Genomic DNA, 14516 nt, shown 5'->3' with positions numbered 1-14516 from the left:
TATGACGATGCGATTAAGCACAATCAAAACGGAAAACATGCGGTAGAACGCGCCATTTCGTATATTGCAGATATGCTCGGTTTCCCAAAAGCCGATGTCGTTCGGGCGTTTTTTATCGATATAACGCTGATGAGATGCTGGGACGCGGAAGATGAGGACGACTTTGATTTATCCGGCGTTCTCTATGCAGAATCCCTGTTGTAATCGTCAAAGCCCGACTCCACGCTTGTGTTAAACACCGATGCTGTTTCAGATTGCACCAAAACATTCTTCAGGCAGCCTGAAACAGCAGCAAATCAAGGGAATCGGGCAAAACCGCGCGGTCATTTTTTAAGCACATGCAATAATATAAATGACCGCAGGTTTCGTTGTACAAACGCAACCGCTTTAGTGACTGCTGCCTGAATTTTTCTGAATAAATTCAATTTTATAACCGTCGGGATCTTCCACAAAAGCAATCACTGTACTGCCGTGCATCATCGGGCCTGCTTCGCGCACCACTTTACCGCCTTTTGCGCGCACTGCATCACACGCGGCGGCGGCATCGTCCACTTCAATGGCAATATGACCATAAGCATTGCCTAAGTCATAAGCTGCCGTATCCCAATTGTGGGTCAGCTCCAATACGGTGTGGTCGGTTTCGCTGCCATAGCCGACAAACGCCAAAGTAAATTTGCCGCTCGGGTAATCTTCTTTACGCAGCAAACGCATACCCAAAACATCTTGATAAAACGCCAGTGAACGATCCAAATCGCCCACACGCAGCATGGTGTGCAGTAATCTCATGGGTTTTCCTTTTATAAATTTTACAAAGCAGGTAATATTTTAGCAGACGATGCTTTTTAAAAAACATAAGCAACACCAGCCGATGTGCCAATCGCTCGTCATCAGATTAAGCTGTAAGCCGCTATTATTGCACAATCCGATAAATTGAAAACCAATGAATACCATTTCAATCATTACCGAATACAAGCCAAGCATGGGCATCGATTCGGTACAAAACCACCGTTTTCGGTTTATTCAAAAAAATGCTGTTAAATCATGTGTACATCAAAAGCAAAACCGAATTCAATTGGGTTCTGCCCTTTCATTTTGCGGTGTTTTATGTGAATATGCGCAAATTAAAAAAGCCGAAACAATGAAACAGCAATAATCGGCTTCATACACGGAGTAAAACAAATGAAAGTAAAAAAAATCAGTGGGTTTACGCTTATTGAGCTCATGGTTACCATTGTGGTTCTCGCTATTTTAACGGCGATTGCTTATCCGAGTTATCAAGAATATGCACGCAGGACACGTTTGTCTCAAGCCAGAAGCGCATTGTTGGAGAACAGCCAAGTAATGGAGCGTACCTATGCGCAACACAGTACGTTTAAAGGCATTCTCAAAGATCCCACAAAAGATATGAGCACGAGCAACCCTCCCAAAGAACTACCTAAAAAAGAAACCAATCACTTCAATTTGAAGTTAATCAGTGTGGGAGATGAAACATACACCCTACAGGCAACTCCCAAAGATACGGCAGACTCCAACGTGTTAAGGGTCAATCAGGACGTTGTTGTCGTATTTTGTGAAGACGCGTCCGCCAGTAACACATGTACTGTGGAATAAACACATCACATAAACAAACTTAAGCTGCCATTTTTGTAAAACAGGCAGCCGAAGGAAACCGATGAAACTGGAAACCCAAGCCATACATGCCGGCTACACGCCCGAGCCCACCACCAAAGCTGTTGCCGTGCCGATTTACCAAACCGCCAGTTACGCATTCGACAACACCCAACACGGCGCGGATTTATTTAATCTTAACGTTGCCGGTAATATCTATACCCGCATCATGAACCCCACCACTGCCGTATTGGAAGCACGTTTGGCAGCGGTTGAAAACGGCTTGGCGGCATTGTGCGTTGCCAGCGGCATGGCAGCCATTGCCTATGCCGTTCAAACCATCACCGAAGCCGGCGACAACATCATTGCCACCAAAACACTTTACGGCGGCACATACAACTTATTTGCCCATACGCTGCCCAAACAAGGCATTGAAGTACGCTTTATCAACCCCAACGATCCACAGCAGATCGCTGCAAACACCGATGCACGCACCAAACTCGTATTTTGTGAAAGCATCGGCAATCCTGCAGTCAATGTCATCGATATTCCTGCCTTTGCCCAAGCAGCACACGCACAGGGATTGCCTCTGATTGTCGATAATACCGTTGCCAGCCCCGCATTGTGCCGCCCCTTGCTTTTGGGTGCGGATATTGTGATTGAATCGCTGACCAAATACATCGGCGGACACGGCACCAGTTTGGGCGGTGCAATTATTGACGGCGGGCGTTTTGACTGGGCAGCGCAAGGCGAACGCTTTAAAGTATTGACTACCCCTGACGTTTCCTATCACGGCGTAAACTACAGCGAACACTTCGGTGCTGCGGCGTACATCGCCCGTGCACGCGTTGTTCCTCTGCGCAATACCGGTGCCGCCATCAGCCCAATGAATGTCTTCTTGCTTTTGCAAGGCTTGGAAACTTTGGCTTTGCGTATGGAACGCCACAGCGACAACGCTTTAAAAGTAGCCGAATTCCTGCAAAACCACCCGCAAGTCAGCTGGGTAAACTACCCCGGCTTACCCAACAGCCCTTATAAAACATTAATCGCCCGCGATTTTGGCAATCGTGCTTCGGGTTTACTCAGCTTCGGTATTCAAGGCGGCAGCGAATCCGGTGCGCGCTTTATTGATGCACTTCAACTATTTGTGCGCTTGGTGAATATCGGTGATGCCAAATCATTGGCAACGCACCCTGCCAGCACCACCCACCGCCAGCTCAACCCGCAAGAGCTTGCCGCCGCCGGTGTCAGCGCAGACATGGTGCGTTTGAGCGTGGGCATTGAGCATATTGATGATTTATTGGCAGATTTGGAACAGGCTTTGGCAGCGGCGAAGTAAGGCTTTGTTATCATTTAAATTCAATAATAAAAAGGCTGCCTGAAACCATTCAGGCAGCCTTTTAATGTTCTTCTTCATTCCAAGTGAATTAAGCCAAATCAATTCAACAATAACCCAATCAATCTAAATCATGTATTTGGGCTGCCTGAAGCGTGTTTTCCAGCAAGGTGACAATGGTCATGGGGCCAACACCGCCGGGAACGGGGGTAATCATGGCGGCGCGTTCTTTGGCGGCGGCAAATTCCACATCACCGCACAAGCTGCCGTTATCCAAACGATTGATGCCCACATCAATCACCACCGCACCGGGCTTAATCCATGCACCTTTAACAAAATTGGGTTTACCCACGCCCACCACTACAATATCGGCGGCGGCAACTTCTTCGGCAAGGTTTTGGGTGGCACTGTGGCAAATGGTTACCGTGGCGCGAGCCAGCAGCAATTCCAAGGCTTGCGGTCTGCCGACGATATTGGACGCACCCACCACCACTGCCTTTTTGCCGACCACATCAACACCGTAAGCCGCCAGCAAAGTCATTACCCCTTTTGGGGTGCAGGGACGCATCAACGGCATTTTTACTGCCAGCCTGCCGACGTTATACGGGTGAAAACCGTCCACGTCTTTGTGCGGTAAAATCCGTTCCAATACTTTTTGGCTGTCAATGTGTTTCGGCAGCGGCAGCTGCACCAGAATGCCGTCCACGCCGTTATCGGCATTCATTTCATCAATCAAATTCAATAATTCGGCTTCTTGAGTGTTTTCAGGTAGCTCATAAGCGCGTGATTCAAAATTCACTTTTTCGCAAGCGCGTTTTTTGTTGCGCACATATACGGCACTGGCGGGGTCATTGCCAACCAATACCACTGCCAGACAAGGGCGGCGCAAGTTGGCAGCCTGCCGCTGCGCAACGGCGGCGGACACGGCATCAAGGCGTTGTTCGGAAATTTTTTTGCCGTCAATCAATTGAGCAGTCATGGTCAAAATCGCTGTTTTCACTGTTGTTCTTATGAAAAAGTCCTTGGGATCGGCACTTCCGCTATGAATATAGAAGCACGTACTGCCAAGGACGCTATGTTGCGCAACATTCTATACACAGAATAGATACACGGTTAAATTTGTTAAAATAATTTTCATTTCTTAATGTAAACTAACAAAACACTTACTCTGCTTTCTCCCCTTGCTTTTTCGCGGCCACTTGTATCCCCAGCTGTTTCAGCTTACGGTACAAATGGGTACGCTCCAAACCAACTTTCTTTGCCACTTTGCTCATATTGCCCCCTGCTTGGGCAATATGGTATTCAAAATAACGCCGTTCCAACTCTTCACGCAACTCCCGCAAGGGCAAGTTAAAATTAAAACCGGTATCGTTGGGTATGGCGGGAGAAGTGAACTGATCAAGCATGGCAAGCACTTCATCTGCATCAACTTCTTGTTTATCGCTGTTTAATGCCAAACTTTTCACAACGTTTTTTAATTGTTCCAAATTACCCGGCCAATCGTATTGGCGCAAAGCATTGAGCGCAGCGGAGGTGAATTTAACCGGTGGTATTTTTTGGGTTTCCGACAATTCCAACATCAGCTGGTCTACCAAAAACACCATATCGTCCAGCTGGGTGCGCAAGGGCGGAATGGATACGGTTAAAACAGATAGAGAATGTAATAAATCAATATCTTGGTTGCTGTCGCGCAATAAATCTTGTATCGGGCGGCTGCAAGCAAAAACCACTCTGACCTGATGCCGCGGCGCACGCGTTAATAAGATATTGATGCCGCGCTGAATCATCGGTTCATAGCGGTCAATATCGCCCAAATACAAAACACCGCCGCCGGCTTTTTTCAGCAGCCCAACCGCATCATCAATGATTTGAGCCGGCAAAGCAGGTTCTGTCCAAGCGGTATTAATCTTGTGAAAATAACGTGCCACCAATTCAAAAGGCGAACCGTTTTCACCCAATAACAATACGGGAGAAGCGGTTTTAGCAGCACGGGCAGCCTGTGCCAGCATGTCTTTAATCACTGCACAGTTGCCCAGTTTATCCAAAGACATTTTTGAGGCGGTTTGCATTTGCCCGTATTTGAGGGCGCGATCAACCGTGCTTAATAATTTTTGCAAGGTGATGGGTTTTTCCAAAAAATCCAACGCGCCGATTTTGGTGGCTTCCACAGCGGTGTCAATGTTGGCGTGTCCACTCATCATGACCACAGGCATGGTGAGCAGCCCTGATTTTGCCCATTCTTTTAATAAGGTAATGCCATCGCAATCGGGCATCCAAATATCAAGCAACACCATAGCAGGACGTGTTTGCAAACGCAAAGCGCGCGCGGCTTCGGCATTTTCCGCCACAGCAACGCCGTACCCTTCGTCTTGCAGAATTTCAGACAGCAATTCGCGGATACCGATTTCGTCATCAACAATTAAAATATCACTGCTTCGCATTTGATTCACCGGCTAAAGGTAAAGTTATTTTGATACATGCACGTCCTTCGGGCAGATTATTGATTTGTACACGCCCACCGTGTTCTTCTACAATTTTTTTCACCACAGGCAAACCCAAACCCGTGCCGCCGTTTTTGTCGGTGATATAGGGATCAAATGCCCGCGCCAGCATGTCTTGGCTGAAATTCTTGCCGTTGTTGCTAATGGCAATGACAGCGGTTTTGTCTTTTGCTTGAGTGCTTACCAATACTGTGGGCTCGGCATCAACGGCAGCGGCTTCCGCCGCATTTTTTAATACATTGTGCAATACTTGACGCATTGCGCCGTTGTCGGCATATATTAACAATGGCATATTACTTAAATTAACCAAAAATGTACAATGCCCGCTTTCATACAACACCAGAATTTCTTGTATCAATTCATTGATGTCCAATAAAGTTAAATTCAATGTGCGGGCGTGGGCATAATTGCGGAATGCTTCCACCAAATCTTTCATTGCCGATACTTGTTTGACAATGGTATCGGTGCTGCGCATTAAGATATGCGCATCTGCTTCATTGAGTTTACCGCTCAATTTATGCGCCAATCGCTCTGCCGATAATTGAATCGGGGTGAGCGGATTGCGGATTTCATGCGCCAAACGCCGCGCCACTTCACCCCAAGCGGCTTCTTTTTGAGCGCGTATCAGCGCGGTTACATCGTCAAATACCAATACGGTATCTTTACCGCCATCGGTGGGCAGCTCGGTGGCTTTGCCGATTAAGATAACCGCATCATCTTCACGGTTGTAGGTGAGCTGAATCGGGTTTTCTTGATTTTCGGTTGCCAAAAAAGCATTCAGCACTTCGGCAATTAACCACATTTGCGGCGAAGCAGCGGCAATTTCGTCAATATTTTGCTGTACCAATTTATCCAAGTCTTGCCCCAAAATCACTTGCGCTTTGTGGTTGTGGGTTTTCAGGCAGCCTTTACTGTCGAATGTAATCACGCCGGTATTCAGGCTGTTAAGAACATGTTCCAGATACAAGCGGGCGGCGGTTTGCTGTTCATGCGCACCCCGCAGCTGCTCGGTCATGTGATTGAATAATTTGGTGAGATTACCCAATTCATCATCATGAAAAATAGGACGTTTTTGACTTAAATCGCCGCGTGCCACTGCCAACGCGCCTTCCGACAAAGACAGAATCGGTGCAGAAAAACGCTTGGTAAAATAAAGTGCCAGCAATAAAGACAACATCACCGCCAGCAAGGTTGCCATGAACAAGGTCATCAGGAAAAAAATCTGCAACCCGCGTTTGGCATATTTGAGTTCGGCGTATTTGGCGCGGGTCAGCTCAATTAAAGTGGCATCTTCCGCCACATTTTTCGGAATAGGCTGCCTGAAAAATAAAGCGAGGGATTCACCGTTTTCAGGCAGCATCAACCAGCCTTGTGCGTATAACACATGGTTGATGTTTTCGCGTTCACTCAAAGAACCGGTTTGGGTCAGTTCTTTTAAACTTTCCTGACTTATTTCGGGATTGGATAAATTTTGCGGGTTATAGGCTGCCTGAATATGTAAATCCGTTAGGCGCACCAGCTGCAATTGGCTGAATGCCTCGGTTTTCCCGTATTCATGCAGCACAGAATCTGCCGTTGTCCCCATACTCACAGCGGCAATCAGCTGAACTTGCACAGCAGCGGCACGGCGAAAACTGTTGTCCGACGCAAAATCCAGAGCCGATTGGCTTAAATTCAAGCTGCGGTCCAGGGCTTCGGCAACATCGTTACCAAACCAAGAATTAATACTGTGGCTGATAAATTGGGCTGATACACCAAACAAAAACAAACCCGGCAACACCGCAATCAGGGTAAACATCAGTGCCAGCCGCCGTGCAATTTGCGAACCGAATGCTTGCCGGCGTTTGGTGTGAAATAACTGGCGGGCATAGAGTATTGTCCACGCCAGCAACACCAATAACAATACCGCGCCAAAACTGAATATCCACCAAAAATAATCCGCCAGTAAACCGCTGCTGCCCGTTGCGGCAGTGAGTATCAATAATGTGAATAAGCTCAGCAATACAGCAATCAACAAAGAGCGCGGCATGGCTAATTCACTTCTTCTTCAATGCTTAAATTGTGCCAGCCGGAATCCAATTGCCAATCACCGGAAGACAATACATTAATTTGAAAAGGTTTCGGCAATTGCGCCGTACTCAATTTCAATCGCGTCTGTGCTTCAATATCAGACAAGGCAACGTCAGATAACGCCTCTTCTGCCAATACCCGCCAATTGGCAGCCGCGCCCACGGCTTTGAGTGCGGCATCCAGATTAATATATTCTGTAGAAAAAGTGCCGATGCTGACACGGTAGCGGCGCGTAATCGGGTGGTAAGAAAGGCGGTATTGAATGGTGTCGCTGCGATTAAATAAATGGCTGATGCGATAGCGGTACGCCGTCAGCGATGGTTCGGTGAGCCGCCAGCTTAAGTCGAAAGTAATCGGCACACCGTTCAATAATGCCTGCTGCAAGGTTTCAGGCAACTGTGTATGAAAGCGGGTGCTGATGAGCAATTGCCCCCCATTGGTGCGTAAGGCTTGGTTACGCACGGGGCTAATATCATCGGCACGTGCCTGCGGCATCAGCAACAGCAAAAATAAGCTGCACAGCAACAGGCTAATTTTTGTGAATAAGCGCGTAGAAAAAACCATCTTGTTGTTCACTTGGTAATAGCACTCGGGTTTCACGGCAATCGGCATCGGCATGGCGTTGTAAAAAATGCGCCAGCTGAGTTTGGTTTTCTTCCTGAAAAACAGAGCAGGTTGCCAGCAGCAGACGCCCGCCCGATTTCAATACTTGCCACAGCGCATCAAGCAGCGGCACTTGTTGCGCAGCGGTTTGCGCAGCATCTTGTTCACGGCGCAGCCACTTAATATCGGGGTGGCGTTTGACCACGCCAGATGCGGTACACGGCACATCTGCCAGCACGGCATCAAAAAGCTGATTATCATACCATGCAGACAGATTTTGTGCGGCAGCGCAATGAATTGACGCTTGAAATCCCAATCGGTTTATATTGCTGCGCACACGCACCAATCGTTCGGCATCAATATCCAGTGCAGTAACATCACAATCAGCCCATTCCAGCAAATGCCCCGTTTTGCCGCCCGGCGCGGCGCAGGCATCTAAAACCCGCTCGCCTTTTTGCGGATTAAGCAAAGGCGCGGCTTGCTGTGCGCCGAAGTCTTGCACCGACACCCAGCCTTGTTCAAATCCGGGCAGCTGATGCACCGCCGATGCTTCGCTTAATGTTAATGCGTATTTATCCAATATCTGCGCATTCATATCGGCTGCCTGAAGCAAATCCAAATAACTTTCTGCGGTGTGATGCCGCCGATTAACCCGTAATGTCAGCGGCGGGTGTTGTTGGTAAGCATGGATAATCGTTTGCCATGCTTGCGGATAATCTCGGCGCAGACGGCGCAGCCACCAAGCAGGCAGATTGTATTGTGCGGTTTCATCACCCAAGGCCTGATTCAGCAAGGCATCTTGTTCACGCAAAAAGCGGCGCAGCACCGCATTCACCAAATGCTTGTATCGCCCTTTTTGTATGGCAGCGGCATTATTAACTGCTTCATTGACCACGGCATAGGGCGCATTACGGGTATAAAGCAATTGATACAACGCCACACACAGCAAGGTTTCAATATCGCGGTGTGCCGATTGTTTGAGCATTTGAGCCAACAGCTGCCGCAATAAACCGCGATAACGCAAACAACCATAGGCAAAATCGTACCACGCGCCTTTTTCGGCGGCAGAAAGCGCACATTGTGCGGCGGTTTCAGTCAAAACATCGCTTAAATTACGCCTTTGTTCCACCGCCAGCAAGGTTTGTGCTGCCAGCTTTTGCGCCCGTACCATGCTCATGGATTGGTATTCCTGTATGCAAAAACCTGCCCTGCTTCCACACGGTTTCCTGCCAAAAATGCACCAATCGGCATCGGTTTGCCGCCGGCAGGCTGCACCACTTGTAAAGACAATGCTTTTTCACCGCAGGCAACCACACATTGATTTTGACAAAGCAGTACTTCACCTGCTTTGCCTTTACCGTTCACCGCTTCGGCTTGCCAAATCTTCAGTATTTTTCCCTGATGCGTTGTCCATGCCCCTGGCACAGGATTAAATGCCCGTACCCGCCGTGCCAATACATCGGCAGGTTGCGTCCAATCCATTTCGGCTTCGGCTTTACTGAGCTTCGGCGCGTATGTGGCATTGCTGCCGTCTTGCGGTACGGCTTGCAAATCGTCCAAACGGTGTAAATCCGCCGCAATGGCGTGTGCGCCGATTTTTGCCAAAGCATCGTGTACGGTTTGTGCGGTGTCAAATGGTTGAATGTGATACACATGGCGGCTGACAACACCGCCGGTATCCAAGCCTTTGTCCATTTGCATAATACACACGCCGGTTTGCGCATCACCCGCCTCAATGGCTCGCTGAATGGGTGCAGCCCCGCGCCAGCGCGGCAGCAATGATGCGTGGATATTCAGGCAGCCTTTGCGCGGAATGTTGAGGATATTTTCAGGCAGCAACAAGCCGTAGGCTGCCACCACCATCACATCGGCGCGTTGTGCGGCCAATAAATCTGCGGCTTCAGGTGTGCGCAAGGTTGTCGGCTGCGCCACGGGCAAACCCAGCCGTTCGGCGGTCTGTTTTACGGCACTGGCTTGCAATGCCATGCCGCGCCCTTTGGGGCGGTCAGGCTGCGTCAGCACCAAAGGCACATCAAAACCCGCTTCAACAACAGCGGTTAAGGCGGCGGCGGCAAAATCCGGTGTACCGGCAAAAATGACTCGTGGTTTCATCACTGTTTAAAACCCATTACACATTAAACAAGAAATGAATCACATCGCCGTCTTGCACCACATATTCCTTACCCTCGGCGCGCATTTTGCCTGCTTCTTTGGCACGTGTTTCACCGCCCAAATTGACAAAATCATCATAAGCAATCACTTGGGCACGAATAAAGCCGCGTTCAAAATCGGTATGAATCACGCCCGCCGCTTGCGGGGCGGTGTCGCCTTTGTGTATCGTCCAAGCGCGTACTTCTTTCACACCGGCGGTAAAATAGGTTTGCAAGCCCAACAATTCGTAGCCCGTGCGGATTAAGCGGTTTAAACCCGGTTCTGCCAAACCCATTTCGCTTAAGAATTCGGCTTTGTCGGCATCATCTAATTCGGCAATTTCACTTTCCATAGCAGCGCACAGCACCACCACAGGTGCATTGTCTTTGGCGGCAAACGCATTGAGCTCGTCTAAATACGGATTATTCTCAAAGCCGTCTTCAGCAACATTGGCAACATACATCGCGGGTTTAACAGTAAGCAAACACAAGGGTTTAATCACCATTAATTCGTCATCACTCAATCCCGCAGCCCTGATTGGGCTGCCTGAAAGTAAATGCTGCTGCAATTTTTCCAATACAGACACCAATTTTTGTGCTTCTTTATCACCTGATTTTGCCCGTTTTCCTTCGCGAATCAAGGTTTTTTCCACGCTTGCCAAATCCGCCAGTGCCAATTCAGTGCCGATGACTTCAATGTCATTAATCGGATCAACTTTACCCGCCACATGGATAATATTGGGGTCGTCAAAACAGCGCACCACATTCACAATGGCATCGGTTTCGCGGATATTTGCCAAAAATTGATTGCCCAAACCCTCGCCTTTGCTGGCACCCGCCACCAAACCGGCAATATCCACAAACTCCACAATCGCCGGCTGAATTTTTTGCGGGTTCACGATTTCGGACAAAGCCGCCATGCGCGGATCGGGTACTTCGACAATGCCGACATTGGGTTCAATGGTGCAAAACGGATAGTTTGCCGCTTCAATACCCGATTGGGTCAGCGCGTTAAACAAAGTGGATTTGCCGACATTGGGCAAGCCGACAATACCGCATTTCAAACTCATGTTATTCCTTGAAAAAACTGTCAATAAAATGGGCATATTGTAGCACAAGGCGGGTTGTGCTTTAGCGAGGCGCGGGATAGTATAATGTACTGTTTTCAGGCAGCCTGCTTATGTAAGCGGCTGTAAGCAGCAATTCCATTGTTTACAATGCAGTACAAACATGCAGTACAAACCCGATGCAGCCGCTGCTTTTCAGGCAGCCTGCAAAAATAAAATGATTTCGGCAATACAATGTTTGTTATGAGATTATCCGATTATCCAAAACAAAAAATCTTGAACACCTGAATAAAGACATGGATTTATGAAATTGAATAAATTTTTAAAACAAGCCGCTTCGGTACTGCGCCGTTTAGATGCGTGGCTGCCGCCCGAAACGGTTGAGCCCGATTGGAATGCCGTGGCGTATCGCTGGCAAAGAATCGGCAGCAAAGGCGTGTTGGAAAGTTTACCGCGCCCGCATACGTTTTCATTAAATCGTTTGGCGGCAGTGAATACTCAAATGCGCAAATTGGTAAGCAATACCGAACAGTTTTTGGCTGGGCGCACTGCCAATAATGTATTGATGACGGGCGCGCGCGGCACAGGTAAATCATCGCTGGTCAAAGCCTTGCTGCACGAATACGCGGCACAAGGCTTGCGCTTGATTGAAGTGGATAAAAGCGATCTGCTGACGCTGCCGTATTTATTAACCATATTGGCACAGCGTACCGAAAAATTCATTGTGTTTTGCGATGATTTGTCGTTTGAAGAAGGCGATGAAGCGTATAAAGCCCTGAAAACCACTTTAGACGGCGGCTTGTCTTTGCGCTTGAATAATGTATTGGTGTATGCCACGTCCAACCGCCGCCATTTAATGCCCGAATACATGGACGAAAACCAAGCCAGCACCGGCATACGCGGCGAAGTTCACCCAAAAGAAGCCGTGGAAGAAAAAGTGTCGTTGTCTGACCGCTTTGGCTTGTGGCTGAGTTTTTACCCGTTTGCGCAAGAAGATTATCTGGCGGCGGTGCAAAGCTGGCTGGAAGATGCCGATTTACCCTTTGACGACACCGCCCGCCAAGCGGCTTTAAATTGGTCGCTGATGCGCGGCAGCCGTTCGGGGCGCGTGGCGTGGCAATTTGTGTGCGACTGGGCAGGCAGGCTGCCTGAAGCGCGCACGGCGGATTAACTTTTTTAATGTATTTTATTTTAATAATCAAATCAATTACATCATGACAACAACACAAAACAAAATTCTGATTCTGGACTTCGGTTCACAAGTAACCCAGCTCATCGCCCGCCGTGTACGTGAAGCGCATGTGTATTGTGAATTACACCCGTTTGATATGTCTTTGGAAGACATTAAAGCCTTTGCACCCGCAGGCATTATTCTTTCAGGCAGCCCAATGTCGGTTTACAACTCCGATTACCAAGCGGCAAGCGGTTTGCTGGATTTGGGTGTACCGGTATTGGGTATTTGCTACGGCATGCAATGGATGGCATACGTATTGGGCGGCACGGTGTCGCCGGGCGATCAGCGCGAATTCGGTTACGCCCGCGTGGCAACCGATGCCAATGCCTTAACCGACAGCATTTTCGACGGCGAACCCCATCAATTGGACGTGTGGATGAGCCACGGCGACAAAGTAACCGCCTTGCCGCCTGAATTTCGTGCGGTGGGGCATACCCCCAACTGCCCGATTGCGATTATGGAACACGCCGATAAACGGTTTTACGGTGTGCAATTCCACCCCGAAGTAACCCATACCAAACAAGGCAAGGCTTTGCTGAATCGTTTTGTGCTGGACATTTGCCAAGCCAAACCCTCATGGACCATGCCCAATTACATTGATGAAGCCATTGCCAAAATTCGCAGACAAGTGGGCAGCGATGAAGTGATTCTGGGTTTATCCGGCGGTGTGGACTCATCGGTTGCCGCCGCGCTGATTCACCGTGCCATTGGTGCGCAATTGACTTGCGTGTTTGTGGACAACGGTTTACTGCGCCACAAAGAAGCCGAAATGGTGATGGAAATGTTCGGCAAACATTTGGGCGTAAATGTGATTCATGCCGATGCCGCCGAAGCGTTTATGAGCAAGCTCTCGGGCGTTACCGACCCCGAACAAAAGCGAAAAATCATCGGTGCGGAATTTGTGGAAGTATTTCAGCAAGAATCAAAAAAACGAGTGAATGCCAAATGGCTGGCACAAGGCACTATTTACCCCGATGTAATTGAAAGCGCAGGCGCGAAAACCAACAAAGCACACGCCATTAAAAGCCACCACAATGTCGGCGGGCTGCCTGAAACCTTAAATTTAAAATTGCTTGAACCTTTGCGCGATTTGTTTAAAGACGAAGTGCGCGAATTGGGCATTGCCTTAGGGTTGCCGCCGGAAATGGTGTACCGCCACCCCTTTCCCGGACCCGGCTTGGGTGTGCGGATTTTGGGAGAAGTTAAAGCCGAATATGCCGATTTACTGCGCCGTGCCGACCATATTTTTATTGAAGAATTGCGCAATACGGTTGATGAAAACAATGTGTCTTGGTACGACAAAACCAGCCAAGCCTTTGCCGTGTTTTTGCCGGTGAAATCGGTGGGGGTAATGGGCGACGGGCGCACTTATGAATATGCGGTGGCATTACGGGCGGTGATTACCAGTGATTTTATGACTGCCCACTGGGCGCACCTGCCCTATGATTTACTCGGCCGCGTATCCAACCGCATTATCAACGAAGTGCGCGGCATCAATCGGGTAACCTACGACATCAGCGGCAAACCGCCTGCCACGATTGAGTGGGAATAAACAGCCAACCATGAAACGACACCCCGATTTAGCCCACTTTTCCCGCGAACATCACACCGCTTTGAGTTTGTGCAACTGCATTCGGCGCGAACCGAACGCCGATCACACAACGCAAATTGAAGCAGTACGCGATGCCATTTTGGCGCATTTTGATGCAGAAGAGCGGCAATTTTCCGCGTATTGGCACAAGCTCAATCAAGTGCATTTACAGGAACAATTTCTGCAAGAGCACCAAGAGCTGCGCCAATGTTTCAGGCAGCCTGAAAATGCAGCAGTGCTGGCAGAAAAGCTAACGGCACATGTGCGTTTTGAAGAAAGGGTATTGTTTCCGGCGTTTGAGCAAAATGGTTTGATTTAAATTGAATATTGATTGAATAAATTGATTGAATAAACGG

15 protein-coding genes are annotated in these 14516 nt (G+C 48.7%); 7 read left to right on the top strand and 8 right to left on the bottom strand.

From position 1 onward, the window contains the following. The first annotated feature begins 72 nt into the window (after positions 1-72). The gene (locus Q384_RS14225) at positions 73-204 is read left to right on the top strand and encodes a hypothetical protein (protein ID WP_281174488.1); all 132 of its coding nucleotides are present in this window, start codon (positions 73-75) and stop codon (positions 202-204) included. A 183-nt stretch (positions 205-387) separates the two neighbouring features. On the opposite strand, the gene gloA is transcribed toward Q384_RS14225, so the two are convergent. Further along, positions 388-786, bottom strand: coding sequence for a lactoylglutathione lyase (gloA, locus tag Q384_RS01670; protein WP_037585559.1), 399 nt, complete (start codon positions 784-786; stop codon positions 388-390). A gap of 154 nt (positions 787-940) precedes the next feature. On the opposite strand from gloA, the gene Q384_RS01665 reads away from it, so the two are divergent. From Q384_RS01665 to Q384_RS01655, 3 genes are all read left to right on the top strand, one after another. Next, entirely contained in the window at positions 941-1153 is a 213-nt protein-coding gene (locus Q384_RS01665) for a hypothetical protein (protein ID WP_037585558.1), read from the top strand. A gap of 26 nt (positions 1154-1179) precedes the next feature. After that, positions 1180-1611: a type IV pilin protein gene (locus Q384_RS01660; protein WP_051940275.1), complete on the top strand. Its 432-nt coding sequence runs from the start codon at positions 1180-1182 to the stop codon at positions 1609-1611. A gap of 61 nt (positions 1612-1672) precedes the next feature. Continuing rightward, positions 1673-2947 carry an O-acetylhomoserine aminocarboxypropyltransferase/cysteine synthase family protein gene (locus tag Q384_RS01655; protein ID WP_037585557.1) on the top strand — a complete coding sequence of 425 codons (1275 nt, stop codon included), beginning with the start codon at positions 1673-1675 and terminating at the stop codon, positions 2945-2947. Positions 2948-3065: 118 nt separating this feature from the next. Here the strand turns inward: Q384_RS01655 and folD are convergent, their stop codons facing one another. From folD to ychF, 7 genes are all read right to left on the bottom strand, one after another. Further along, positions 3066-3923: a bifunctional methylenetetrahydrofolate dehydrogenase/methenyltetrahydrofolate cyclohydrolase FolD gene (folD, locus tag Q384_RS01650; protein WP_037585591.1), complete on the bottom strand. Its 858-nt coding sequence runs from the start codon at positions 3921-3923 to the stop codon at positions 3066-3068. A 184-nt stretch (positions 3924-4107) separates the two neighbouring features. Further along, a complete protein-coding gene (locus Q384_RS01645; protein WP_037585556.1) occupies positions 4108-5385 on the bottom strand; it encodes a sigma-54-dependent transcriptional regulator in 1278 nt (425 codons plus the stop codon). Further along, on the bottom strand, positions 5372-7474 hold the full coding sequence (locus tag Q384_RS01640; protein ID WP_037585554.1) for a sensor histidine kinase: 2103 nt from the start codon (positions 7472-7474) through the stop codon (positions 5372-5374). Before Q384_RS01640 ends, Q384_RS01645 begins: the two co-directional genes overlap by 14 nt. A 2-nt stretch (positions 7475-7476) precedes the next feature. Continuing rightward, positions 7477-8079: a DUF4390 domain-containing protein gene (locus Q384_RS01635; RefSeq protein WP_037585553.1), complete on the bottom strand. Its 603-nt coding sequence runs from the start codon at positions 8077-8079 to the stop codon at positions 7477-7479. Further along, on the bottom strand, positions 8045-9295 hold the full coding sequence (gene rsmB / locus Q384_RS01630; RefSeq protein ID WP_037585552.1) for a 16S rRNA (cytosine(967)-C(5))-methyltransferase RsmB: 1251 nt from the start codon (positions 9293-9295) through the stop codon (positions 8045-8047). Before rsmB ends, Q384_RS01635 begins: the two co-directional genes overlap by 35 nt. Continuing rightward, positions 9292-10230, bottom strand: a complete 939-nt coding sequence (gene fmt, locus Q384_RS01625; protein ID WP_037585551.1) for a methionyl-tRNA formyltransferase — start codon at positions 10228-10230, stop codon at positions 9292-9294. The genes rsmB and fmt overlap by 4 nt, the downstream gene beginning before the upstream one ends. A gap of 16 nt (positions 10231-10246) precedes the next feature. Further along, positions 10247-11338: a redox-regulated ATPase YchF gene (gene ychF / locus Q384_RS01620; RefSeq protein ID WP_037585550.1), complete on the bottom strand. Its 1092-nt coding sequence runs from the start codon at positions 11336-11338 to the stop codon at positions 10247-10249. Positions 11339-11639: 301 nt separating this feature from the next. Here ychF and Q384_RS01615 point away from each other — a divergent pair, with 301 nt between their 5' ends. From Q384_RS01615 to Q384_RS01605, 3 genes are read left to right on the top strand one after another with little or no spacing between them, the layout of a single operon-like run. Further along, a complete protein-coding gene (locus tag Q384_RS01615) occupies positions 11640-12506 on the top strand; it encodes an ATP-binding protein (RefSeq protein WP_037585549.1) in 867 nt (288 codons plus the stop codon). Positions 12507-12549: 43 nt separating this feature from the next. Next, complete coding sequence (gene guaA, locus Q384_RS01610; protein WP_037585547.1) at positions 12550-14121, top strand: glutamine-hydrolyzing GMP synthase; 1572 nt, start codon at positions 12550-12552, stop codon at positions 14119-14121. A 10-nt stretch (positions 14122-14131) separates the two neighbouring features. After that, positions 14132-14479 (top strand): tryptophan 7-halogenase, encoded by a 348-nt coding sequence (locus Q384_RS01605; RefSeq protein WP_037585546.1) that lies wholly within the window; start codon positions 14132-14134, stop codon positions 14477-14479. Positions 14480-14516: the final 37 nt, after the last annotated feature.

This window comes from Stenoxybacter acetivorans DSM 19021, from assembly GCF_000745895.1.
GTDB classification, from domain to species: Bacteria; Pseudomonadota; Gammaproteobacteria; order Burkholderiales; family Neisseriaceae; genus Stenoxybacter; species Stenoxybacter acetivorans.
The sequence above is the reverse complement of the archived record's forward strand: the minus strand, read 5'-3'. Positions and strand labels throughout refer to the sequence as shown.

Bases quoted from the DNA above. Each gene is read 5' to 3' on its own strand.
- fmt (WP_037585551.1), bottom strand. From the start codon at position 10,230: ATGAAACCACGAGTCATTTTTGCCGGTACACCGGATTTTGCCGCCGCC.
- guaA (WP_037585547.1), top strand. From the start codon at position 12,550: ATGACAACAACACAAAACAAAATTCTGATTCTGGACTTCGGTTCACAA.
- Q384_RS01605 (WP_037585546.1), top strand. From the start codon at position 14,132: ATGAAACGACACCCCGATTTAGCCCACTTTTCCCGCGAACATCACACC.
- Q384_RS01665 (WP_037585558.1), top strand. From the start codon at position 941: ATGAATACCATTTCAATCATTACCGAATACAAGCCAAGCATGGGCATC.
- rsmB (WP_037585552.1), bottom strand. From the start codon at position 9,295: ATGAGCATGGTACGGGCGCAAAAGCTGGCAGCACAAACCTTGCTGGCG.
- Q384_RS01655 (WP_037585557.1), top strand. From the start codon at position 1,673: ATGAAACTGGAAACCCAAGCCATACATGCCGGCTACACGCCCGAGCCC.
- Q384_RS01660 (WP_051940275.1), top strand. From the start codon at position 1,180: ATGAAAGTAAAAAAAATCAGTGGGTTTACGCTTATTGAGCTCATGGTT.
- Q384_RS01635 (WP_037585553.1), bottom strand. From the start codon at position 8,079: ATGGTTTTTTCTACGCGCTTATTCACAAAAATTAGCCTGTTGCTGTGC.
- Q384_RS01615 (WP_037585549.1), top strand. From the start codon at position 11,640: ATGAAATTGAATAAATTTTTAAAACAAGCCGCTTCGGTACTGCGCCGT.
- Q384_RS01645 (WP_037585556.1), bottom strand. From the start codon at position 5,385: ATGCGAAGCAGTGATATTTTAATTGTTGATGACGAAATCGGTATCCGC.
- gloA (WP_037585559.1), bottom strand. From the start codon at position 786: ATGAGATTACTGCACACCATGCTGCGTGTGGGCGATTTGGATCGTTCA.
- folD (WP_037585591.1), bottom strand. From the start codon at position 3,923: ATGACTGCTCAATTGATTGACGGCAAAAAAATTTCCGAACAACGCCTT.
- Q384_RS01640 (WP_037585554.1), bottom strand. From the start codon at position 7,474: ATGCCGCGCTCTTTGTTGATTGCTGTATTGCTGAGCTTATTCACATTA.
- Q384_RS14225 (WP_281174488.1), top strand. From the start codon at position 73: ATGCTCGGTTTCCCAAAAGCCGATGTCGTTCGGGCGTTTTTTATCGAT.
- ychF (WP_037585550.1), bottom strand. From the start codon at position 11,338: ATGAGTTTGAAATGCGGTATTGTCGGCTTGCCCAATGTCGGCAAATCC.